Raw genomic sequence first — 23,400 nt, forward strand, 5'->3', positions numbered from 1 at the left:
AAACCTCGTCTAAAGCTTGGAGAACGAATTAAAAATCATTGTTTAGACTTCTAATCTCAAGGAATTGCAGTCTAGATAATTTGTGATCATTGGTGAAGGAAACATAGGGCTCTTGTTCAGAGCATATCGACATACCATGTTTTTTCATCGCCAAAACCATAGAATTTCTCATCAATCAACCATTTGCCATCTATCAACCTAAGCACAAACTTATGTTTCATTTCCAAAGCTTCCTCATAGTATAGTATGACTGTTGCCAGATCCCCTTTTCGCATGGTAAACTGAACGAAAAAATCCTCGCCTCGTAAATACGAATACTCACTTGGATGACCATAGGAATTTCTAGATCCTTTTGAGAAGCATTTTTCGCTTACATGGTCTTCGATGAGAGCCAGATAGCGTTGATGGTATTCGTCCATCAGTTCCTTCCACTCGGGATGGATCTGATGTGAAGGTATCTTGAGTAGCCTTTTTTCAGCATCGAGTTCCTTGTTGCGTTCATAGATTTCTTCTTCCAAAAAGGTTAATCTCTGTAATAATTCCAATAAGGGAGGTAAAAGTTCATCTACCATTTTTTTGTATTTTTCAGGGGTGCTTTTTAACGTCAGTTCCATTATTTTCTAACCTCGATATTCATGTGTCAGTTCTGCCAATTCTCTATCAGACAGACTGCCATCAGTATAGAGTTTTTTCAACAACTTATCATCAAATTCAAAAGAATAATATTCTGTCACAAATTCTTTAAACCTATCGTATGTATCAAAGGTGTATCCCAATAACCAAGTTCCGCCATTATTATTCTCAATGTTATTTTGATGAATGGTACCATCATACCAGATACAAAATGTTGTTTCTTCTCTTTCTTTTAAAGTTAAAAGATTCAGCCATTTTTCATCAATACCTTCATAAATCCTGTCGATAATGTTCTGATTCCATTGGTCAGCAGCAAACTGATTGAGACTATTTTCATGATCAAATCCCTTTATCAAGACCACTTCTTCTGTAAAAATCACATCCAAAGAATCCCCAGCACAGTTATCAATGCTGTATCGGCTAGTGAAGTCCGTTACTTTCTTTCGTATCAATCTCAAATAGTCTTTTTGAAGGATCTGTTAAATAATCATCCAAAACATACAAGGCCTCAAGGCTTTTTTGCATATTGTCCCGGTCTAAGTGCTTCATATCTCACCTTTTCTACCCATCTTTTCCATTACTTGCTAAAATCGCAATGCTTATAGCGAGAAGAAACAAAGCCTGAAATCGAAATCTGAGGAATATTCCATTCATTAGCTAGGTAAATCCTGCACTCAATTTCATCTCCTTTAGGAGTCCTTGCAATAAATTCGTATCTTCCTAACTCTTCATTGTTTCTGTTTCTTTCAATCCTTTCGAAATAGCTTTCTTTAAAAACTTCTGAAACGCTTCCCAGATCAGCTCTGCCTCATCAATGGATAATTCGACTTTTAGACCATATTTCAATCCAACCTTACAACGCATCTTTCGACCCGTTTCATCAGCTTTGCAAGTTTTTACGCTTCCTTTATTATGTACCCAATCCATACTGTCTAATTTATTGATTTTTCTGACCAACAAGTTTTTAAAATCGGTCATTTGTCCCAGAAAGTATTTGCTTGCAATTTCAAAAATCTCTAAATTCTCCAAAACACAATTCCTTTCTTATAACCTCGAAACCTTCTTGATTAGCTACTCTAATAACCTAATCTGCATCTACCCAGAGATGGTATTTCTTACAGTGAAGACATCTAAATAAATAGCCACAAAGGGAGCCATCTTTTACAAGATAATCTTCTACATCTGCAAACTCATCGCGCGCGTGGTATTCTGCTAATACTTCATCAGCAATATCCATTGCCTTCAACTCTCGAGTTCCTACCGTTCCCAAATAGGCACAGTAATCATCACAGCATGAGAGCCAATATTCTCCCTGCCAGCTTAGGTATCCTGGTGTTTGGTAGAAAAGCATATTGTTTTTCTCTTCATCTGGCTCTCCGGTCCATTCTGCTTCTTGAACAAATTCTGCATCGAATTTTCTCGCTGCTTCCCCATTTGCGATGCACGTCGGACAGAGATAGTCGACATCATCGATACAGTAAGGCCGCATAGCATAATAAACACTTGATTTTTTACCGCAACAAGGACAGATTTTCTCTTCTCCCTCTTCAAAAGCACCAGTAGCTAGCGGATCAGGATGGTAGAGAAACTTAGGTAAATCTTTTAGACGTTCCCTTCTCTCAGCCTCCTCTGTCTCAGTTAATGGACGCGGTAAAGCGAAGTCGTTTCCACGCTTTTTGCTCAACTCTTGTAAAGTGGCAAATTTCTTCATTTGTTTTCGGTCTGTTTTATCAACCATAGTCGAAAAGACTCTAAAGGCACTCTCCATCATACCGAGTTTTTGATACACATCCACTAAGACCTTCTTTGCTTCTATTTCCTCAATCTCAGAGAGTCTATCCGCAAATTGATAGAGTGTAAAGACACTGGATCTGTCACCATCTTGAAGTTTGAAATTTTCGTTTAGACGTATCCATTCTGTTAGGTATTCTTTCATTTTTTTACCTCATTTTAAACTCTTATTTTCAGACAGTTAGTAAATTTCATAAATAACCTCTTTATCAGCTTGAAACTGCTTGTCGAATTTCACTAACAGATAAAGTGAGCCGACTGGAGAGGTACCAGCATCATATCCTAGAGCAAATTCGTCATAAGAACCGCTTTTATCAAAAATTAGCTCAGTCAGTTCCAGTTCTGAAATAGCTTCATCAGGCCAGTTATCTTGAATAACCTTTTGAGCTTTTTTATCTAGCTGCTCCAGATCCCTGTAGAGTCTAGACATCAAATCATCCGATAACAAGAGTAGATCCTGTTCACAATAGCCTGTAAAATGAACATTTATAGTTTTATTAAGACATCGCCCTAGAAAGTAGATCCCCGAAGCATGTTTTTCCCAGTTTATTCCTCTCCATAATGCCAATAAATCTTCTTTTTAATTTTTTATCTCATACCATCCTCGATTAATATTGGATCTTGGAACCCTTTATATATAAAATACTTCTCGTTTTTCTTCTATTATACCACTTAAACGACAAAAGCCTGTAGTTTCAGTGTACTGCAGGCTTACTATGTTGAAAGAAATAATGATGACCACAACATTCATACATTTCAGGTGCTGATATTGATAATATGTTTCTTTGTAGTTTTAGAGCTGCAGAAACTTATCTATCAAATAACTCTCGAATGTTTCTATATAATTGATCCCTAATGTTTACTTAGAAATCTAATAGCAGATTTTTTGGCCTTTTCTATTTTTTCAAGGTCCATATTTTCTACCGCAGAAGATGATATCCATCTCTTGCCAAATAATAGTTGAGCTGCTTCTACCATCAAACCACAAGCATAGGAGTCTTTTTCTTCGGTAATAGCTTGAATAAAACTGGCCTTTGCTTTTTTGGATATAATTTCTGCTTTTACCTTATGAAAGGACAGTTGCATGAGACTTGTCGCAGACCATGCACGACAAAGAGCATCTCCATCACCTAGCATTTGTCTTGTCAAAAGACCAATTTCTTTTTCTGTTCCTACCCAACCTAAAGCTATGAGCACCTTTTGACGAAGAATAGGATTCTTTATATCTAAAAGTGCAGTAAGGATAGGAATCAGTTGGTCACAAAATGAGCTATAAAAATCTCGATGTTTTGATTTAGAAAGGATTTCCGCTATAAGATACGCAGTCAATACACTTTGTTTTTCATCTTTAACTTCATCCAACTGTTCAAATAGAAACTCTAATCCATCTCTTCCATGTTTATCAAAGCTACCTTCTAAATGCAGGTTTCTACCTTCATTCCAATCTTTACAAATTAGTTCATAATGATATGCGATTTCTTGGGAACTACCCAAATCAGCTGCAAATTTGATTCTTTTACCAGAAGGAAAGCTTTCTTTTTCCAATTCAAGGTATGCTTTTTGTAAATTTTCTTTATCCATTTTTTGCCTCAAGCTATTTTATTCGTTTAGAAACGTTTGATAAACCTTTTAACAAATAGTAACCATGACATTCCCATTGAGCTCTAAAATCTTCTTGTAAAAATCTTTCATTGCTTGGAAATACTCGCAAATTTCTTCTATAATTTCTTCCTCTTCGTCATCATAATCCCAAATATCAGGATAAAGATCTGCATTTTTACAAGCTTGCATACTAAAATGCGCCATGTCTTCTTCCATATCAAAGTTTTCCAATGCTGAATAAATTTCTGCTACTTTTGTTTTTTCTGTATAGGCAATATATTCCGCAACATTTTCAAGTGGCGTCACACCCAAAACAGCCACGCTCAAAGGATCATTCCGACTAGGGTTTGAACTTCCAACACCTGTAAGCACAAAATGAAGAACATCCCACATTTTATCTATATCAAGTAAAAGTTCTGCTTCCTCTTCTAATACCTCAAATTGATCATCTTCTTCAGCATTAAAACTTTTCATTTGATGTAAATACTGATCATTGATATATCTATAATTAGCAATCATTCCCATTTGTTTTTCCTCCAAAATTTCTATGTTGAATGACATTTTTATATAAGCTCAATTTTGCCTAGGTTTAGTTTTGCCTGATTTATTGTATCTTCAGATGTTTTCCTTATAAAGTGTTATAATATAGGTGTATCCAAAATATGTTTTATAGCCTAAAAAGGAGAATGGCGATGGGCTTTTTTATATTTGCTTTGACTTTTTATTTTATTTTTTACCTATTCTTAGTCTGTACGATTTATCTCTATTTTAAACTGGCGAGTGCCGTTAGAGCCGGCGAAGAAGTTCCTAAGTGGATGTATCAGTTTGGGCAAGGTTTTCAAGGACGTTACCATATTGAATATGAAGATATCACTAATAGGGACGCTCTAAAGGAAGTAAACCTATTTATTTTCTATTTTCTTCTGGCTAATATCCTCACTCTAGTGGCACTGTATGTTAAAATGGACAATTTTTCAGCAGCCCTTTATACGTGTTTAAAGGCTCAATTTGAAATTTTTGTAGCAAGTATGCTGTTTAGAAACCTTATCAACTTAATGTTATTTATAGTAAAGCGACCAAGGAAAAACCATCACCACTATTCATCATCCAATGCGGTTTTTGGTGCTGTCTTTTTGACCGTTTTCAACTTTACTTTTTGCATCTTCATTACTGGCTTTCCTGCTCAACCTATTGGAATTCAAATCGATAAGACCAATGTTGTGGTCGGAGAAACAAGAGCTTCAGAACTACTGGATCAGGGGTTCAGCTTTACCGGAAAAAATCCTGAGAGCGAGATTGTGAACAAGCGCAATGACCACTTCTACTACGGAGAACTGCTTGAAATAGTCCGAGATGGTAAATCTTATGGCCTTATGAGCATTACACCAAAGTGGAAAGACACTGATAAACTCGCGAACTGCGTGGTTACATACTATGAAATCTCAGCAGAGAGCCCGCAACTCTCCCAAGTTAACATCAATAACCAAGACCTCTCCAAACTTACAATCAATGACTTTAAAACGAGAAACTTAACAGATATCTTTTCACTGAAACCTGCTGATGCGAAAGAAGTAAAACAGGACACCTACTTCAGTCTGAGGCTGCAAACTGCCGACTATGTACTATGGAACAGCTATCAATTTGTGGCGAATTTCAATAGTGATCAGTCCCCCTATCGATACGGTGTAAGAGCTCAGAATACAATCTGGGAGTGAGAAAAATCCCTACTCCTGATAGGATAATGTAACCCTATCTATCTCTTTGAAATAGACCTTCATCTTAAACAAAACTCTTATATTTTTATAGGGAACTCCGTCGCTCTCCTCTTCGCTAGTGGAGGGCTTTTTTATTCCAAGCATGTCATATAAATCAGCGGTTAACTCTTTTCTTTTATCAAATTCAAAATAAACATCCCCAATATACATACTTGGCGGATCAGAGACTACAGCTTTCACCAACCTTCCCTCTAAAAGAGAACATTCCTTATCGCTTAGGTTTTTCACCTGAATTTTAAATTTTGTATAATAAGATAGACTTCCAACATTATAGACTCTAGATAATATATAGCTTTCACTGACCTCTCCAGGTTGTAAGTAAATCTTTTTGAGTTCCCCTATTGTGGTGGATTCTAATTCAACATCCTTATTTAAACAATCATCAAGTGTATCACTCCCAAGTACAAAAGAAATCGAGTTTACCACAAATACAAATCCCTTTGAATTCTCAGGGTGTGTTCGTAGTTGGGATTCCAATTCTTGACGAATTTCCTCAAAAGATGTTATGTTTAATTTCCCATTTTCTGCATTGCAAACTTGTCGATAAATACCGGTATCGATTGACCCATCAAGATTCCTCCTCGAGCTCTTTAATCGAATACCACTGATATCCATTCGTACCCCGAAACAATCAGTTTCTACTAAAATAGGATACTTCAGGCTAGTATAGTTGATAAAGTCCAACATCTTGTCATAGGATTCTTTTAGTTGTTCTAAATTTGTTACTTCTGTAGAATAGACAAAATTTACGGGATGCAGATAGGACAGGACATCATCACCTAGATTATGATCTTCTTTATACTCCGCAAGAGCTCTTGTGCAGAAGGTTTCTTCAAAATCAGAATGAATAAAAGGTGATCCCATTGCTAGCCAATCATGGGACACACCACAAGTAAAGGGAATATTTGGATAATTCTTCAATGTCACAAACCAATAATAGGGATGACTGGGATCTTCTTTCATCACATAAGTATTTTCTCCGTAGACGTTATTGAGATATCGAACCAGTCGCTCTTTGTCTTCTTTATGCGAGGTACAGGCACTTAGTAGAAGGGCGCCAACTATAATAATAAATAGACAGGAAATTTTTTTAAATAGTTTCATTTTTTCCTCTTCCTTGCTATCTAATCAATATTTTCTACGATAAAGGGACTTTTATAAGTTGAATTCTTTGACTTGCTTCCTTCTAATGATAGTATGAGTGGAAAATAAACTCTTCACTTCTTCAACACTAGATCGACTATTTAAATTCGAGTAAGTTACACTAGATTGAGTAAACTCAGATTTGAATTGTATTTTTTCACACTTTTCTCTTGTAATTAACTGTAACTCACCGCACTCTAGCATCTGCAACCTCTGCGATATAAAATACTCTCATCAAATAAATTTGCTCAAATCGTCAAATGAATAATCTTTATAGATTTGATTTGGTTTAAGTACAGAATCAGTTGTAACAGGCAAGTTTTCCAGTAATGTTTCCGCATTTAGTCCTTCTGGTAAGGAAATCAATTCTCCAGCCATGTTTTCCTGTCTATGCGCAGTAAATAGAAACTCCCCTTTTTCCCAATCTATTGCAAAATCATTCATCACTTCAGATTTGGATATGTCTAACAATTCTTCCTGTTGTGCTATAAAGTTTTCATAGATAAATTCATAAAGTACTTCTTTATCTATTTTCACAACTCTAAGTGTGTTGGCATCCATTGATTTTCATACTCCTTTTAAAGCGAGAGCAAATTATTGTTTTAACATGAATTGACTTGATAACTAACATTATAATAGCTCTACTTCAATACCAGCCGCATCAAAGACTTCTTTCACGCTATCAAAATTGCTACTTAAAATCGTTGCTTCTTTCAAGTTTGGAAATTGTTGCAATTCGGATAAACTGAGCTCATTTAAATCAAATGTTCCATCCTCTCCATCCCATTGTGGAATGATATTCATATAAATCTCATTTCCACCATCCATGTAAATTTCTTTGACCTCTTCAGCATATTTCTTAGGAATAGATAAGGCTTCAAAATACTCAAGAGCAGGTCTTATAACTTCCATGCTTTCAGTATCAATCTCTTCTTCACTGTATTGATCAGCAAAATCATAAATATCAAAAGATGATTTTAATACTTGTAAATCGTACATTAAGACCTGAATAATGGCTAATTTAAAATTCAAATGATCAAAATGGAGGATTTCTTCAGAATCCACCTTTGTGTTATCGTTTTCTAGATCCAGTTTCTCTTCGGTAACAGTTTGACCATCTCTAGAATTGTCATATAAGTCATGATTAAGCTGCTTATTTCTTCTACGCTTAAAAAAATTAAACATGATTTCTCCTTACTAAGTTTCATCTAAATAAATTTTTACTTTGAGGTATTCCTTGTCTTTGGCATAGGCAAAGACCTCAGAGTTTCGAATATAGTCAAAGATGTTCTCATCAAGATCTTCGTCCCATATAGACTCACTAAACTCTGCATTCTCACTAGTCGGCTTATAGAAAATATCTAAATGGATTTGATAAAATTCTTCATCGTCATTAGGAACTTGTCGAACCATGGACGTTTGGTCAGTGATCTTTTCTTTTAAAGATTGGACTAGATGGTTCATCGTTCTCTTTTTTCTAAGGGTTTGCCTCGGTGTTTCCTTTATTATACTACATAAATAGAAAAAAGACTGGAACGAATAGTCCCCCATCATTACAGTCTTTCTTGTATAACAATTGGAAAGTTTTCTGAGATTACATCTAGCCCAAAATTAATACCAAGAATTTGAAAATGGTGAATCGGCTGAGGATAATGGTTTTTGATTTGATTCTTAAGGTTGCTATTAGTGACTTCCCACAAAACTCCATCAGGTATATGAGGCTGTTTTTCATCACTTTCAAACTTTTCTTCATAAGGATTCAAATCCCAACCCTCATCTATTGCTCTGCAAAACAATACTTTTCCAAAATCAAGATAATAAATACTCTTTTGATTTTTCAAACCATATAAAGAAACCTTGAGATGATTATCTCTTGATAGTTGACATCGCAATTCATACCAATCATATTCAATCTCATTATCAATCTTATCCCACTTCATTTTTCACCACCTCTTCTATCTGGATATCACCACTTTGCCCCTCATAGAGAATGATGTCAATAAGTAAATTATTAGTAAGAACCCGATAGTGCTCAAGTTCTTGTTTGTATAGTACTCCTCCTGCATTATGGACAATTTGTTCAATTAAAAAACTATTTTCAATTCTGTAGAGAGGATATTCAGCGCCTTTACTTGGATTGACTGGAATATCCCAAATTACCGAAGCTAAATTTCTATCAATAATTTGATAGAAATGACTAAAAGGAAAACGTACCCGTACTTGGCGTTTCTCTCCCGTTAATACAATTGTAGCTAGTTCAAAATCAGTGTTTTCACTAAATTTTGCTTCAGCTTGATAGCAATCTTTTTCAACATTACCCCAAGTTACCCGTCGCTCACTCCTTGTTTTGTCTCGAAGAATATTTTTATAAGGCATCTGTTTATTGCTCACTTTCTTAGTTTTAATATTTTACAGAAACTTCAGCAAGGAAAAATTCTAAATAATGTTATATTAAACTATCGTATCATCCTAAAATACAACAAATCCTTTTGGCGAGATGACAAGCTGAGTATCCAATTCTTGGCAATGACTGGCCAGCACTATAGAATCACTATCTACAAGATAGTTTTCAGTTGATTGGTTAAAAATAGCTTGGATTTTTTGTCCATCATAATTCCATTCCAAGGACACTACATCAGGCTTGATTTCTTTGAGACTGTATTTCCCATGCTGAATGATTGATGAAGCATCCTTACGAAGCTGAATCAATTTCTTCATGAAATTAAGCATCTCATTGCTTTCGGAAACACGTTCCCAAGGCATAGCACGACGACAATCTGGGTCTGGCCCTCCGTCTAACTCTAACTCGGTTCCATAGTAGAAACACGGTGTTCCTCTTTGTAAAAAGAGGCAGGCTAGGGCAGACTTAACAAGTTGGCTATCTCCCTTGGCAGTAGCCAAAATGCGCTCTGTATCGTGCGAATCCAGCAGATTGAACATCACTTCCGAAATCTGCTGTCTATAGTACATAGACTGGCTATTGATTTCATCGATAAATTGATAAGGGTTCTTAACCCCTCGTAAGAAATAATCCTTGATACTGTCAGAGAGAGGATAGTTCATGACTGCGTGAAATTCATCGCCATTTAACCAAGGCTGGGAGGTGTGCCAGACCTCTCCAAGAATATAAAGGTCGGGCTTTTTAGCCAAGACAGCCTTCTGGAAATCTCTCCAAAATTGGTGGTCGACTTCATTCGCAACATCCAGGCGCCAAGCATCGATATCAAACTCTTCAATCCAGTAAGTCGCAACGCTCAACAAATAGTCCCTCACTTGAGGATTTGCCGTATTGAGCTTAGGCATATAGCTCTCAAAGGCAAAGGTATGATAAGGGAGCTTTCTTGGATTCCCCAGCTTATCCTTGGTCACTGGAAAGTCTTGAATATGGAACCAGTCTTTATAAATAGAATCTTCACCATGTTTGAGAACATCCTGCCACTGTGGAGCTTGGTCTCCGATATGGTTGAAAACAGCGTCCAGCATGATTTTCATGCCTCGCCGATGGGCCTCCTCCACCAGTTTACGGAAGGTTTCCTTGTCTCCAAAATGACGGTCAATTTTGAAATAGTCCGTCGTATTGTACTTGTGGTTGCTTGGGGATTCAAAAATCGGACAGAGATAAAGACCTGTAATACCTAAGTCTTGCAAGTAATCCAGATGGTCAATAATCCCCTGTAAATCCCCACCAAAGAAATCGCTCGTCTTTGGTTTGATAGAGGAATCCCAAGCTAGCGCACCTTCAGGTGAAATCTCAGGGTTCCCATTAGCAAAGCGTTCTGGGAAAATCTGATACCAAACTGTATTTGCCACCCAGTCAGGAACATGGCAAGCATCAATCTCATGGATATAAGGAATTTTAAAGCCGTTTCCTTCGTAATGAAGGTTTTCTAGCGTGTTTTCAACACATCCCTTATCGCCATATAAGATACTCTGACCTTGCTTATCCTTGAGTTCAAAGAGATACTGGAGTCGTGCATAGCCAACTGTAATCTCCACTTGCCAGTAATCAAACAAAGCATCGGAGGTGACTTTGGTCATCTCCTTGATTGCTTCATAACGATCCTCTATAAAGATAAAGGGATCTCCATAATGTAAGTTGATACTTTCGATATCTCCTCTTTTCGTTCGGATACGAATGTGCATTGTCTTATCTTTATAAAGATAAGCATACTCCGACTCTGGTCTGTGGTAAATGGCTGTTAATTCCATTGTTCTGTCTCCTAGTTTACTTTTATTCATCTTACTACGCAAACGTTTTCATAATTGTGATTCTAGTATACTACTTTCGTATTTTATTTGCAAGGCTTGTCCGTAGTTTCAAGTGGTTTGTTTCTATAAATAAAAAAGCAGCCAGTCATACAACTTACTACTTTTCATATGATAATTTACAAATGTCTTTCCAGCCACTCAATTTTTTTAAAATCCTTATTGTTATTGTGATCATTTCGATAAGAATCTTGGGAAGAAGCCTTGTAAATACTTAAAAACTGTTTCAAACTTGGAACGCGAAAAGTGATATTTTCGAGATGAATCAGCTCTATATCCGATTCCGAAACTCCTGCAAAATCAGGTAAAGAATCGATACTTCCGAATTCAACACTCAGACCATCTTTTTGGAATTCATGCTCATGAATATCTATTAAGGCATAGCCTAAGTGTTTCATCACTTTCATTATCTTGTCCCACTCATAAATTCTGAGATGATCAGGTGCTTCCCAACCTCTAGGGTCACCAGGCACATGAATGTCAATGTCAGACGGCCCCCAAGTTTCTTTCGATCTAAACTCTAATCCCAAAGAACCCATCAGTGTCGGTGTAATTCCGACCTGGTTTAAATGTGAACAAATTATTCGAAATTCATCAAATAGAGAATTCATTCCTCCTCCAATCGTTGATATGAAACCTTATTTCTCTGTGAGAGATAAACTAATTTTTACCTTCTACTCTTTCGGTTTTGAAAATACTTCTACTCGCTGAGCTAGGACTTTGATTTCTACAGGTAGGTTATCCGATTTATCGCCGTCAACATCTGACTCCAATTCACTATCTGAAGAGATCTTAATATTACGCGCTCTGATATACTCAATATTATCATTGCCGACAACATCTCCTTTTAGTAAATCAGGAATGACGGATAATTTAGAGAATAGAGAAGCATCTTTTAGAATCAAAATATTGGCATAACCATCTTTATTCTCTTCAAAAATCTTCTTATCAGCGAAGTAATTGGTCAAGAGAACCAAAACATGACTTGCTTCACCATCATAATTTCCATTTTCTGTCTCAATCTTAATGTTAAAGACCTGATCCGTCATGACAGACTTCATGGTATTTACAGCATAGGCAAGGATACCAAATTTTGTCTTGTCTTCGATTTCAACATTGTGAATCGCTTCTGGAAGAGAACCGATACTAAAGATATAACCAAAATAGTTATCATTTGCTTTACCGATATCAATCTTGTTGGTTAAATTAAAATCGAGTTCATCTATCGCGCCATCGATATCTTGATTGATTTCCAAAAGTTTCGTAATGAGGTTACCCGTACCGCCTGGGATAATCCCTAACTTAGGAATGTAGTCTCTCTCAGCAATACCCGAAATGACTTCATTGACAGTCCCGTCTCCACCGAAAACAACCACTGCATCAAACTGCTCACGAGAAGCTTCTTCAGCAAAATGTGTTGCATCCAGCGCTTTTTCGGTAATTTTGGTTTCCACGTGCTCAAAATAATCTTTGGCTTTATTCTCCAGCTTGTCCTTATAATCCAAAGCCTTTTCCCCACCAGAGGTAGGGTTGATAATTAACATTGCTTTTTTCATTGATTTTCTCCTTGAATTTTAAATAGAAATATTAGCGTAGCTACATTTATCATTACATATAATGCTATTATATAATGAAAACTCAGAAAATAGAAATCAGATGTACCGGAGATTGAGAGAATCAGTTCTAAAAAAAGTTGGATATGCTGAAAATGATAAATACCTTCTAGTTTATTTTTTTACCAATCGATTAAAATCAACCAAATATAAAATCCCAGAAATAAGTGCAAAAATTGCTGAAAAAAATGAAAGGAAGGGGATAAAACCTGTGATAGATGCAACTAAAAGAAACAAAAAGCTTTTCTTACGACCATTTGATTCTTTTCTATAAATGAAAATTGCAAGTATAGAACAAACAAGAAATATAAAACTAATTAAATTTACTGAAAAAGCCCATGCTGGTTTATCAACAAAATGAAGAGCTCCATTGATAAATCTTATCTCCCATCTATAGAAGAAAGCATATGCAATAATAGGAGAACACGTTAAAGCAAAGATTCCATTAAAAAAAAATAAACTATTTGATTTCATACTAAATCCTCTTCGTAATTATTTTTATTTTTAAACTAATTCATCGCTATGAGGGCGCTTTTTTATATAAATAGCTGCATAAATAGCATCTACTATTACAGCTGGCAGGGGCAAAGTAAATAAAATTCCCAATAAAACACCAAAAGCAATCTGAATATAACCTGTTAGGAGGGCGGGAATGATTGTTGCCCCAGCAAAAGCTATAGCAAAATTATTCCACCATGTTTTCTTTCTACTTCCCCCTTTTACTTGATTAAAGACCCAGACTTTCCCCTGATTCTTTGGCAGATAATACCAAGCATAAAGACCGCATGCAAAGATAAAAAGAAGTAATATAAAGATAACATAAAATGGAGTGAGAGGGGATTGATATATCTCCTTGGCTCCTATAGGACTGCCGTCTGAAATAACCATTAATAAACCAATAAAATCTAAACCTATCACTAAGCTTAACACTGTGAGGGCTATTAAATAATATATTAAAGCCTTCCAGGCGTTTACCAAATAGGGAATAAAAGAAATGATAACACCAAGTATATTCACAACACCGCAAAACAAAGAAATCCCTTTAAAGATACCTAGATTATCTTCATAACTTCCAACCAAATACATAAAACCGCTTAATGCCAAACCAATCCATGGATATAACTTAATATAAACTAAACTGACACCATCTGTAATCAAAGGACCATGGTATCTTTCTCTTTGTATACTAGAAATCTTTGTGTTGTCTTTCCTATTCACATTCACCACCCAAACACTTTCTGAATTGATTTACTGCCTGAATTAATACTATTTACGATATTGTTTATTCTATATTTTCTCAATATTTTCAACCTCAACTTGACTATGCTTGTATAGATGAGCGATTGGAAAACTTCCTATAGTAAACATGAAAAAGAATAACGATACGATTCCATTAATCACCAAAAAAGCTCCTTCTGTTCCATTATTCAAACCAAGAAAGAAAAGTAAACAAAGGGCAATTGCTCCAACAAAAGGATATACTCCTCCATTACTTTTCTGAACAGTTGTAAAGGTAACTGTGTATTTATTACTGTTTTGAGGAATCCATTTATCTGCTTTATTATGGGATAACTTTAATGAAATCAGAATTGCAAAATAAGAAATCAGCATAGAAATTGCAAAGAGTAATAACTTTAATAATATTTGCTCGCTAATACTATTGTGAATAAAAAATTTTTTCAGCGCATCATAGCTAACCTTGACGATTGGTTGAACGATAATGGCTCCCATTGTTGCACTTACAGGTCTACTGGGTTTAATCTCGAATTGGTTATTATTCTTTTCAATCTCCACCATGTCTACTGTAATCGTATCTGTTTTTAATCCCCAGTAATAACTCTTGGGGCTTATAGTACTTGTATCCATGACATACTTCTTCGATTCTTGATCTATCTGAACAATTTGAAAGCACATCATATTTGAATTTTTAAATTTTAATTTCACATTTACCACCCAAACATTTTCTGACTAATTTAACAAATCTTGATTCAATTTCGCAAACACTTTACAATATTTCATTTCCAATTCAACACTACTTTCGATAATACAGCCGACATTTCAACTCGACGATTACTTTTTTCAATTTCGTTCATACGCCATTCTCCCTATTTTTCAAATATTCTTAAATCTATTTGAATTGACTTATCCATCGATTTCATTTGTATAGAAATCCGATAAATACTTCCACTGGAGTGTTTGATTCTTACTCGACAATTGGTGTCTTCTGGAAAATCATACTTGTTTTTTAAAGTTTTAAAGAGTTCAGAATGATTCTCTGGCTGGTAAATAATTTCAAAAAGCTCTGTTTCCGGACTCTTAAAAGTCTCTTTTACATCTAAAGAAGCGAAATATTCTCTTTTAACAACTAAATTGAGAATTTCCTCATCAAACAAAGGTTCTAACTTCGATTCGTACTGTAATCTCCCATTAGAGTAAGTAACAGGAACTGTTTCTTTAGTATCCCCAAGTGTTATTGTGTAATTACCTTTAATGTCCGCTATAGTAGTATCTAAATTAACTTCATAATTCTTTACGTCGTCTCCAACTGTTACATAAACACTACTTTGATAAGCTTCTAACCCATTAAACTCTTTCTTGTCTTTTTCCAAGAATTCAAATATAGGCTCAAACGTTTTTTCAAATTCGTACTGTTCTTTTGTTCTGTTTTTGGGAATGGTCTCACCACCCAAACTACATCCATTCAATGAAAACAGCGATACCAGTATGATTACCAAGCCAGAAAGCCATAATAAATGTTTATATTTTTTCATTTATATCTCCAAATCACGAAGTCTAAGACTATTATAGCATGAACATACTGGAAATGGCTTTCTATAACCATTTAGATTCATTCATAAAATGCATTTAAAGACAATTGACCTATTGATAGGAAAACTTGATAGTTTAAAAGCTTTGACCTTACTCTTGTACAAAAAAGACATTCAAGAAAATCTTAAATGCCTGTATAAATAGTGTATCAAGGATATTGCTTGTTAAACTTCTCCTAACCAGGATCGACATCAAGAAATCTTACTGTATAGCCATTGTATGTATATAGAAACTCTACTTGCAATCTCATATCTACTAGTTCAGAATTTGAAGTCAAATCATAATCAACAGCAAACCCAGTCTGGTCATCATAATCATAAATCTCCAATTGAGAATACTCATAAGGTGGATTGAAATGACATTCCACACCATACTCATCAATCGTATCAAAATCATTTAATTCTAATGTCTTTTCAACATAACCAAAAAATTCATTTAAATCGTCAATCTCTGACTCATAGACATAATTCATAATGTCTTCATATTTTTTCAAGTGAATAGCCTTTAAAATATTTGTGATAACGTCTATAACTTTTTCTTTTTTATACTTATCAAGTAATTCCATCGTTGCCACCTTTCTACTTAACTAAACCGTCATTTTCCTGCTATGTAAAGCTCCCATCGTTCAATGACATCCTTTAACGGCTCATCTAGATAGGAATAGGCCTGTTCCTTGATCCAGTCCGGAATACCATATGCCGCCTCAGCTATGCTCCCCGTTATTGCAGCAAGAGTATCACTATCGCAACCAAGGGAAATGGCATTTCTAATAGCATCTTCGAAGTCTCTACTTTCAAGAAATGCAATGATAGCCTGTGGTACGGTATCCTGACAGGTTTCATTGAAACGGTAAGTAGGGCGGATTTCATCTAGAGTTTGAGATAGATTGTAGCCGTACTCCTGCTCAATATAATCCTTGATCCGTCTTTTACACTCTGTAGGATTGTTGTTGATTGGTTGCTCATAATCCCCACAATAACCTCCAAAGTAATAACGACACAGAAAGATCGCATCAGTTGTCGCCATGGCGCCTTTGATACCTTCAGGATGATTATGGGTGACTTCTGCAGAAAGTCGTGCAAGCTCTCTAGTTGATGGTGTCATACCAGTTCTCGCACAAAAACCACAGTCCATAACCCGAGCACAGGGAGAAACACGCATAGCAGATCCATTTCCAAAGCTATTATAAGGCTCACGATTGTCACTATTGATCCAACTACTAAACCGAGCACCATATCCTGCATCGGGGTACATCTTGCCATATTTCTTCATAGCATCGATAAAATCATCCTTGTGACCACCATTCATAATAGCCTCAGCAACAGCGCAGGTCATGACAGTATCATCTGTGAAAAAACAATCCTCACGAAATAAAGGAAAATCCTTCGTTTTGATATTGTTCCATTCGTAAACTGAACCTACAATATCACCAATAATTGCTCCTAGCATGGTATTCCTCCTTACAAACTATTGGTTTATACTGACATTTCTACTTGCCATACTCTTTTATTTTATCAGCATATTTAGTCAAAAGATTCTTTGAATAAATTTTTTCATTACTTGAATTTCTAACCTCTTTCCAAAGAATAGAAGCTACTTTTAGTTTATTCGAGTAGTTGCCACTATTTTCGTCTGCACAGAAATCCTTTAAAAATTGATTCCATTGACAAACCGAATGGTCATACTTGGCATAATCTGAATTTCCATAATAAACTTTTAGCATATCTTGAATGGTAAAACTTAAATCATGTTCTTTTTTTACTTTTCTCCAAGCAGTGGCCATATCAGCAGTAAACTTGAAGGGTGAAACCTCTGTTAAAGTTGAGAAATATTCTCTAAAGTTTGCATTAAAGGAGAATCCACATTCAAGTAAAGGCGTATCTAAGGCAACGACTTCTACTTGTTTCTTATTTCTTTTTGTTGATGATTTTTTAATCAAATTGCCCTTAAAGTACTGCTCAATAATATCATTGAGTTCTTGTTTTGTACCTCTATATTCAAGCCCTAATGATTTGCATATCTGTGAAAGTTCATCACGATACCAATAGTATTTATTAAACTCATCAAAGGATATGATTTTATCAAACTCAGGTCTGCTCTCTATCAATATAACACCTCCTTAAAGTCAATTTAGGCTGTCATCTCGAAATAATGGAGTTTTAGTTTCTTTATTTTGAGGAATAGTTCCGTTTCTCTAACAAGTTCATACACTCAGCGGTTCGGACTTACCGTATCATCTGTGAAAAAACAATCCTCACGAAATAAAGGAAAATCCTTCGTTTTGATATTGTTCCATTCGTAAACTGAACCTACAATATCACCAATAATTGCTCCTAGCATAAGTTTCCTCTTTATAGCATATCAGATTCGTTACACATTTCTAATGAATCACTCTTTAAAAATGGCACCACCAAATCAATCCACTCATAAGGCAGGTAAGCTGATAAATAACCGTGGTTATACCCCTTTGCTTCATACAAAATTGTATTTGAATGTAGCTGATGAAATAATTTCGCTGATTCTTTCACACAGTTCAATTCTTTTTCACCATAGATATACAGAACCTGAGCCTTGCTAGCAGAAATCATATCTTTCAGCTTGTAACATCCCATATAGTTTTTGTAAATTGTCACCAATGTTTTGACAGGCGTCCTTGGCAAATCCTCCAAATAATAAGCTTTTATTTCCTCTGGATAAGCCCGTTTTGGATAGAGTTTGTTCATCATGCTTAACTGAAGTTTGCAAGAGAATTTATTGAACATTAGTTTACCAAATAGAGACACTAGAAAAATGCTGATTTTAGCTAAACTTGGTTGAGGAATACAGAGGCTTCCATCTATGATGGCCTTCTCAGCTATATCTCTGTCTATTGACAAAAGCTCCATAGCAATTTGACCACCAAGTGAAACACCACCGATTGCAAACAATTTCCCACCACAGTTTGCTTTTATATAGTCTAGAATCTCCAAAGCAGAATCTTCAGTAGAAACATAATCAAGTTGATATTCCTCGCCGTGGCCATTCAAAGTGGGTAGGATAATACGGTATTCTTTTGACAAGATTCGTGCTTGACGAAGATAATTCCACCAAGAACTGCCACCACCATGTATTAGTAAGATAGGAGGCAAATTCTTATCACCAAATTCATGGAATTTCATGTTTAAACTCCTCACTGTAGGACTTTCACTAGCTACACCCATGTTTAATCAGCTTGTACAAGCAGTGATACCGCCTCCGCATGATGCGTCTGCGGGACTCAAAAGGTTCAGTGAACCTTTTGAGGATTAGCCATGTTTCACTAACAAACTTACACACTCGACATGTGCTGACGTTATCTTCCTATACTATGAAACGAAATAAAGACCGTCCGAATATTTGAATTAAACCATTAAACGTAACTTATCAGTTTACTTAGTACATCTTCGACATACAAAATAGCAATGAAAATTTTGAGAAAATCGTTCTTACTATTATGCTGATTTAGTTACTGGCAGCCATACTTCACAGATATACTTTTAAAAGTTTTTATGTGATCTAAAATCCCTTAATTTCGCATTCAAAAACTTGGCCACTTGAATATCGTGGGTATTAATTATTTTTGTTCGTTTCGCAGTATCTCCACACAATTTGGGTTTACAAAAAATATCCAAATTTTCGTATATTAGGTTTTTGACTATAAGTTTATCAAATTCTTCTTTTTCTTGCACTGATTCAAAAACAAGTATCAACTCAAGAAACCTTCTTTGAGCCGAACAAGCTTCTTGGTTTTTTTCGTCAAGAAGAAATTTGTGAATTAGCCATTCTGAACTTCCATCTATAAAATAATTGTAAGAAACATCAATTTTTTGTTCTTTATCAATTGAAAGAATCTCCCACCTAGGACTTGAAGTTGTGTATCTACCTGAATCCATCACAATCAACTCATCCTCATAAAGAATTGTTTGATGGTATTTGAATTGATAAGACATGAAATAGTGCCTACTGTTCATCATATTATGAGCGTAGTACACATATCTACTTCTATCTTCAGAATCCTTATCCTCTACAAAAACAAATTCTGGAAATTGCTTATAATATCTTCCAACAGAATTACTCTCCCATCCATCCTTATCTTCTATGTAATGGAGTAATCTATCAAACGGTGATAAATCAATTCCAAATCGCTTTCTCCATAGATATTCAACTTCTTGTTGACTCGCAACGCTATCAATTGGGGTATTAGTATCCTGCCTTCGTGTATATATTGTCCCAGCTGGAATACATGTTTTCCCATCTTTATACTTCTTTTCTAAATAGAAAGGTGTATTATCGGAATTCTTTATGATTAACACATCAATTTCTTTTGAATTAAGAGTTATAGTTTCAATTGTTATAAACGGTACATTTCCACCAGCAAAACTAGCATTCCTAAGCATATCTACAATCATGGCTTGAGTTTTTCTGCCTTCATCATTGCTGACTCCCTTTATTTCCCCATGATCTGATACTCCAAAAATTAAATATGAATCATTCCTAGAAGGTATGTTAGAAAGGCATAGAATATCATGGATAAATTTAGCCTTATTTTGATGGTATTTTTCTTTGAAATCCCAATACTCGCCTTCTCTTTTTAGACTAATCAGGTCCATAATAGCAGTCTTGGAAAAACTCATGACTAATTGCTCCTTAGTTTTCTATAAAAGATATGTACATACACAATTTACAAGTTTACAAAATCAACTACTCAAAACGATTATTTGTCTCAAATCTCATTGACCCTCTGGTTTTTCAACCAGTATAGTAATTAACTTCCAGTCAATTGGGATTATCAATATCAATTATTACCGTGCCATAATCAATAGGACTTTGTAATTCATCCCTTGGATTATATAAATAGGTGTAAATTAACTTTGTCAACATTTTTACCCTTCCAAGCCATAAATTTATCAAAATCTTCATTTGAGACTTTTGGTATCAAATCTAGTTTTTATTTATTAATTTGAAAGTTTGCAGTAGTGTGTAAGAGTAGCTTCTAAATGATTCACTTGGTATATGAAAAATTTTTAATCTCTCAAATGCTAAAGACATAGACACTTTCAGTAGCTTTTGATACTCATTGTTATTTTATAATTTTTTGTAAAGAGATTTAGTCATTATAATATTTTGAGATGCATCTAACAACAAAAATTCAATGATTTTTATAAAGTCACTCTTATCGCTCTTGCTATATTCTGCTTCTATATTCTTGATTACAATTTTCATTGAATCCTTTGACTCGTTTGGAATTAAAATACAGAAATATGCTGTCTTTAAACTCTTTTCAGGAATTATTGCATAGATAGACTGAAGGGGACTCTCACTCCTAGTAGGATTGGCTGAGAAAAACATAGTTCCACTTGCAAAAAAGTTAGGAAGGAATCCTAAGTCATAATACTTCAATTCAAAATATTGGCAAAAATCAGTATAATTTGGTGATTTCTTTTCAAGAAATATATTATCAAATCTATTTNTTAAAACATCAGAATTATGAAAATTTGCATTTTCGCTTATAATCTTGGTCGAGAGTTCCTGTTCAAATAAATATCGACTTTCGTCTTCTTTTGATATTTTTTTAGAGTAATCTCTTTCGATATTTATTTTTCTATTGACGATTGGATTGTGTACTTCGGATTCCAATTGATAGTCATATATATAAGAACGATAGAGAAATAAACAAAGATAAGTCTTAAGGTCTGTGTTAAAATCTTTTACTTCAATTGCTTTAAATAGGTCAAAATCATGTTTTTTACAGAATAAAGGTTGAACACCAGAATATTTAATATTAGTATCTATTACCAAATCTAAGACACCTTTATCATAGATATTACCTACAATATGTTTTATATCAGTTGCAAAGACCTTGTTTCCATCGGCGATTCTTCTCAAAAAAGATTTTGGATAAGTATGAGATTCTATAGCTTTCTCACAACAACCAGGATAATGACATAACGTTCCAGATTTATTTTCTTCATAGTAATCAGTTTCGTTAAGCTTTAGAAATATATTGCTTTTCTGTTTATATTTGTTCTGAATAAAATCATTCATAAACTTATCGACTGTTCCAAACTCAAAATTCAAAATAATACCTCCATTTAAAATCCTTTCATAAAGTTTGCACACTTTTCTAGCTTTCCCTTGTTTTCACGAAGAATCTCTACAGCTCTGAAGAAACCTTGCTGAAGCGTTTCCTTATCAATATGTCGATTAGTACAGCTTTGAACACTTTCCACCTTATAGTGGTTGTCACACTGCTAGACTAGCCGTTCCCCTCTGCTTGTGGTCAAGTTCTTTCAGCTAAACAGACCTCCACATGATTTACAAAAAAATTCTTGAATCTTGGCTTTTTTTCATCTATCCACCGGTACATATTATTAATGTACTCTCGATTTCTCATGCTACTCATTTTATATTGAAGATCACTGATTTGCCCTTCAAGATTTGAAATCTGTTCTATTTTGCGGTTGATAGCATCATATTCTATCAAAAATCCCTTCAGCGATAGTATCATACGCTGTTAAATCCATATTTTGTGGGGTAGTATCTAGAGTAGATGTATTTATTTTATAACTATTAACTTTGATTTCTCTTTGACACATTGCACAAGGAGACTTTGTAGTTGATAAATGAATTTTCTGTCTGGTGGAAATATCTTTTATTTCAACTCCATTATTTTCTTCTCGAAGTTTTGCAAATAACTTTCTTTCACAACAAGTAAACATACGCCTATTCTTCTTATCTACATTTTGTGAAACAAAATCTTTATATTCAATATGTCGTTTTAGGTCATTCAAATAATATCTAACACCATCCGCAATATCTACAATCTTAACACTTTTTTTACCAAAGGATTCAAGTACCTTTTTAAATTCATTTAATATCCTATTTTTATTGCCATCTAAAGCAATACCATTAACAGCGATATACTTTTCACCGTCAAACTCAATCGTAGCATAACATGAGATATTAGAACTTTCAAACGCTTTCTTATAAATCTTATCATCTAGGTTAGATAAATACTTTTTTATTCTCTGAGGAAATCTTTTGTGGAATATTCTTGTATTGCTAATATTTACAAAATGAAGAGAACCATCAAGCGATAACATACTGTTTTGTAGTGCATTGATACGACCTGAAAATACTTTAGAAAGGTTCCGCGTCAAAAAAATCAAAAATTTAATGCCTCTTTCATCAAGCACACCATGAACCAAATTTTCTCTCAAATCTCGTCTCGTTCGCCAGTAATACCAATCAAACTCGTACATATTTTCGAAGAAATTATCCCAATATCTATCAAACACATCCCACAAGAAAAATAAGATTTCTTCTATTCTTCTACAAAGAATGATAAATTCCAATAATCTATCAGAATTGTCAGAACAATTTGGTATTTCTAAAATATCAGTCAATTTATAAACGTAGATAAACTCTAACTTGAGTAATAAATCATGTAATTCAGAAACTTGAGAAATACTCTCTTTCAAGGCTACTACGTCTACATCTTTACCACAAGTCAAAATAAGTGACTCAGTCGCATAAAACTCCTTAACTGTATTCAGAGCATCAATTATTGTATCTTCATTTTCTAATAAAGAATTATAGACGTCTGAAGCAATATATTTTTTGAATTCCCAATCACAATCTTTTAAGAAATTTTTCAATTCACTTATTTTTTCCCCAATATTTTTATTCTCCATAAATTGAACCTACCATCTATCATTTAACAAACAAAA

Annotated in this window: 26 protein-coding genes and 2 pseudogenes; 1 reads left to right on the plus strand and 27 read right to left on the minus strand. The window is 34.7% G+C overall.

Annotation, left to right across the window (positions count from 1 at the left end):
- Positions 1-116: 116 nt before the first annotated feature.
- From D8862_RS01260 to D8862_RS01290, 7 genes and pseudogenes are all read right to left on the minus strand, one after another.
- Complete coding sequence (locus D8862_RS01260; RefSeq protein ID WP_260467893.1) at positions 117-572, minus strand: hypothetical protein; 456 nt, start codon at positions 570-572, stop codon at positions 117-119.
- A gap of 48 nt (positions 573-620) precedes the next feature.
- Positions 621-1,182, minus strand: a pseudogene (locus D8862_RS01265) (hypothetical protein).
- Positions 1,183-1,210: 28 nt separating this feature from the next.
- Positions 1,211-1,662: pseudogene (locus D8862_RS01270) on the minus strand (hypothetical protein).
- A 55-nt stretch (positions 1,663-1,717) separates the two neighbouring features.
- A complete protein-coding gene (locus D8862_RS01275) occupies positions 1,718-2,569 on the minus strand; it encodes a CbrC family protein (protein WP_125448396.1) in 852 nt (283 codons plus the stop codon).
- Between the two features lie 36 nt (positions 2,570-2,605).
- Positions 2,606-2,992, minus strand: a complete 387-nt coding sequence (locus D8862_RS01280) for a hypothetical protein (RefSeq protein WP_125448397.1) — start codon at positions 2,990-2,992, stop codon at positions 2,606-2,608.
- Between the two features lie 284 nt (positions 2,993-3,276).
- Positions 3,277-4,005, minus strand: a complete 729-nt coding sequence (locus D8862_RS01285) for a HEAT repeat domain-containing protein (RefSeq protein WP_125448398.1) — start codon at positions 4,003-4,005, stop codon at positions 3,277-3,279.
- Positions 4,006-4,053: 48 nt separating this feature from the next.
- A complete protein-coding gene (locus D8862_RS01290) occupies positions 4,054-4,551 on the minus strand; it encodes a YfbM family protein (RefSeq protein WP_125448399.1) in 498 nt (165 codons plus the stop codon).
- A 161-nt stretch (positions 4,552-4,712) separates the two neighbouring features.
- On the opposite strand from D8862_RS01290, the gene D8862_RS01295 reads away from it, so the two are divergent.
- Positions 4,713-5,741, plus strand: a complete 1,029-nt coding sequence (locus D8862_RS01295; RefSeq protein WP_260467894.1) for a hypothetical protein — start codon at positions 4,713-4,715, stop codon at positions 5,739-5,741.
- A 9-nt stretch (positions 5,742-5,750) separates the two neighbouring features.
- Here the strand turns inward: D8862_RS01295 and D8862_RS01300 are convergent, their stop codons facing one another.
- The 20 genes from D8862_RS01300 to D8862_RS01400 form a co-directional block, all read right to left on the minus strand.
- Positions 5,751-6,905 carry a hypothetical protein gene (locus D8862_RS01300; protein ID WP_125448400.1) on the minus strand — a complete coding sequence of 385 codons (1,155 nt, stop codon included), beginning with the start codon at positions 6,903-6,905 and terminating at the stop codon, positions 5,751-5,753.
- A gap of 273 nt (positions 6,906-7,178) precedes the next feature.
- Entirely contained in the window at positions 7,179-7,505 is a 327-nt protein-coding gene (locus D8862_RS01305) for a hypothetical protein (protein WP_125448401.1), read from the minus strand.
- A gap of 69 nt (positions 7,506-7,574) precedes the next feature.
- On the minus strand, positions 7,575-8,129 hold the full coding sequence (locus D8862_RS01310; protein ID WP_125448402.1) for a DUF6892 domain-containing protein: 555 nt from the start codon (positions 8,127-8,129) through the stop codon (positions 7,575-7,577).
- A 12-nt stretch (positions 8,130-8,141) separates the two neighbouring features.
- Complete coding sequence (locus D8862_RS01315; RefSeq protein ID WP_125448403.1) at positions 8,142-8,408, minus strand: hypothetical protein; 267 nt, start codon at positions 8,406-8,408, stop codon at positions 8,142-8,144.
- Between the two features lie 89 nt (positions 8,409-8,497).
- On the minus strand, positions 8,498-8,884 hold the full coding sequence (locus tag D8862_RS01320) for a hypothetical protein (protein WP_125448404.1): 387 nt from the start codon (positions 8,882-8,884) through the stop codon (positions 8,498-8,500).
- On the minus strand, positions 8,871-9,320 hold the full coding sequence (locus D8862_RS01325) for a hypothetical protein (protein WP_125448405.1): 450 nt from the start codon (positions 9,318-9,320) through the stop codon (positions 8,871-8,873). The genes D8862_RS01320 and D8862_RS01325 overlap by 14 nt, the downstream gene beginning before the upstream one ends.
- A gap of 93 nt (positions 9,321-9,413) precedes the next feature.
- Positions 9,414-11,153 (minus strand): glycoside hydrolase family 13 protein, encoded by a 1,740-nt coding sequence (locus tag D8862_RS01330; protein ID WP_125448406.1) that lies wholly within the window; start codon positions 11,151-11,153, stop codon positions 9,414-9,416.
- A 176-nt stretch (positions 11,154-11,329) separates the two neighbouring features.
- Positions 11,330-11,821, minus strand: coding sequence for a phosphoribosylanthranilate isomerase (locus D8862_RS01335; RefSeq protein WP_125448407.1), 492 nt, complete (start codon positions 11,819-11,821; stop codon positions 11,330-11,332).
- A 63-nt stretch (positions 11,822-11,884) separates the two neighbouring features.
- Complete coding sequence (locus tag D8862_RS01340) at positions 11,885-12,766, minus strand: diacylglycerol/lipid kinase family protein (RefSeq protein WP_125448408.1); 882 nt, start codon at positions 12,764-12,766, stop codon at positions 11,885-11,887.
- Positions 12,767-12,937: 171 nt separating this feature from the next.
- Positions 12,938-13,297 (minus strand): insulin activator factor, encoded by a 360-nt coding sequence (locus tag D8862_RS01345; RefSeq protein WP_125448409.1) that lies wholly within the window; start codon positions 13,295-13,297, stop codon positions 12,938-12,940.
- A gap of 30 nt (positions 13,298-13,327) precedes the next feature.
- Positions 13,328-14,050 carry a hypothetical protein gene (locus tag D8862_RS01350; protein ID WP_125448410.1) on the minus strand — a complete coding sequence of 241 codons (723 nt, stop codon included), beginning with the start codon at positions 14,048-14,050 and terminating at the stop codon, positions 13,328-13,330.
- Positions 14,051-14,110: 60 nt separating this feature from the next.
- Positions 14,111-14,767 carry a DUF443 domain-containing protein gene (locus tag D8862_RS01355; RefSeq protein WP_260467895.1) on the minus strand — a complete coding sequence of 219 codons (657 nt, stop codon included), beginning with the start codon at positions 14,765-14,767 and terminating at the stop codon, positions 14,111-14,113.
- A 161-nt stretch (positions 14,768-14,928) separates the two neighbouring features.
- On the minus strand, positions 14,929-15,594 hold the full coding sequence (locus D8862_RS01360) for a hypothetical protein (RefSeq protein WP_125448412.1): 666 nt from the start codon (positions 15,592-15,594) through the stop codon (positions 14,929-14,931).
- A 233-nt stretch (positions 15,595-15,827) separates the two neighbouring features.
- Positions 15,828-16,217, minus strand: a complete 390-nt coding sequence (locus D8862_RS01365) for a DUF7668 domain-containing protein (RefSeq protein WP_125448413.1) — start codon at positions 16,215-16,217, stop codon at positions 15,828-15,830.
- A 29-nt stretch (positions 16,218-16,246) separates the two neighbouring features.
- Positions 16,247-17,101 carry an ADP-ribosylglycohydrolase family protein gene (locus D8862_RS01370; RefSeq protein WP_125448414.1) on the minus strand — a complete coding sequence of 285 codons (855 nt, stop codon included), beginning with the start codon at positions 17,099-17,101 and terminating at the stop codon, positions 16,247-16,249.
- Positions 17,102-17,141: 40 nt separating this feature from the next.
- Positions 17,142-17,759, minus strand: coding sequence for an SAP domain-containing protein (locus D8862_RS01375; protein WP_125448415.1), 618 nt, complete (start codon positions 17,757-17,759; stop codon positions 17,142-17,144).
- Positions 17,760-17,863: 104 nt separating this feature from the next.
- Positions 17,864-17,992, minus strand: coding sequence for an ADP-ribosylglycohydrolase (locus D8862_RS01380; RefSeq protein ID WP_096407254.1), 129 nt, complete (start codon positions 17,990-17,992; stop codon positions 17,864-17,866).
- Between the two features lie 11 nt (positions 17,993-18,003).
- The gene (locus D8862_RS01385; RefSeq protein ID WP_125448416.1) at positions 18,004-18,810 is read right to left on the minus strand and encodes an alpha/beta hydrolase; all 807 of its coding nucleotides are present in this window, start codon (positions 18,808-18,810) and stop codon (positions 18,004-18,006) included.
- Between the two features lie 357 nt (positions 18,811-19,167).
- Positions 19,168-20,304 carry an AlbA family DNA-binding domain-containing protein gene (locus D8862_RS01390; RefSeq protein WP_125448417.1) on the minus strand — a complete coding sequence of 379 codons (1,137 nt, stop codon included), beginning with the start codon at positions 20,302-20,304 and terminating at the stop codon, positions 19,168-19,170.
- A 1,836-nt stretch (positions 20,305-22,140) separates the two neighbouring features.
- Positions 22,141-23,364 carry a hypothetical protein gene (locus D8862_RS01400; protein ID WP_125448418.1) on the minus strand — a complete coding sequence of 408 codons (1,224 nt, stop codon included), beginning with the start codon at positions 23,362-23,364 and terminating at the stop codon, positions 22,141-22,143.
- Positions 23,365-23,400 lie beyond the last annotated feature (36 nt).

It is taken from the genome of Streptococcus oralis, assembly GCF_003942585.1.
Lineage (GTDB): Bacteria > Bacillota > Bacilli > Lactobacillales > Streptococcaceae > Streptococcus > Streptococcus oralis_BE.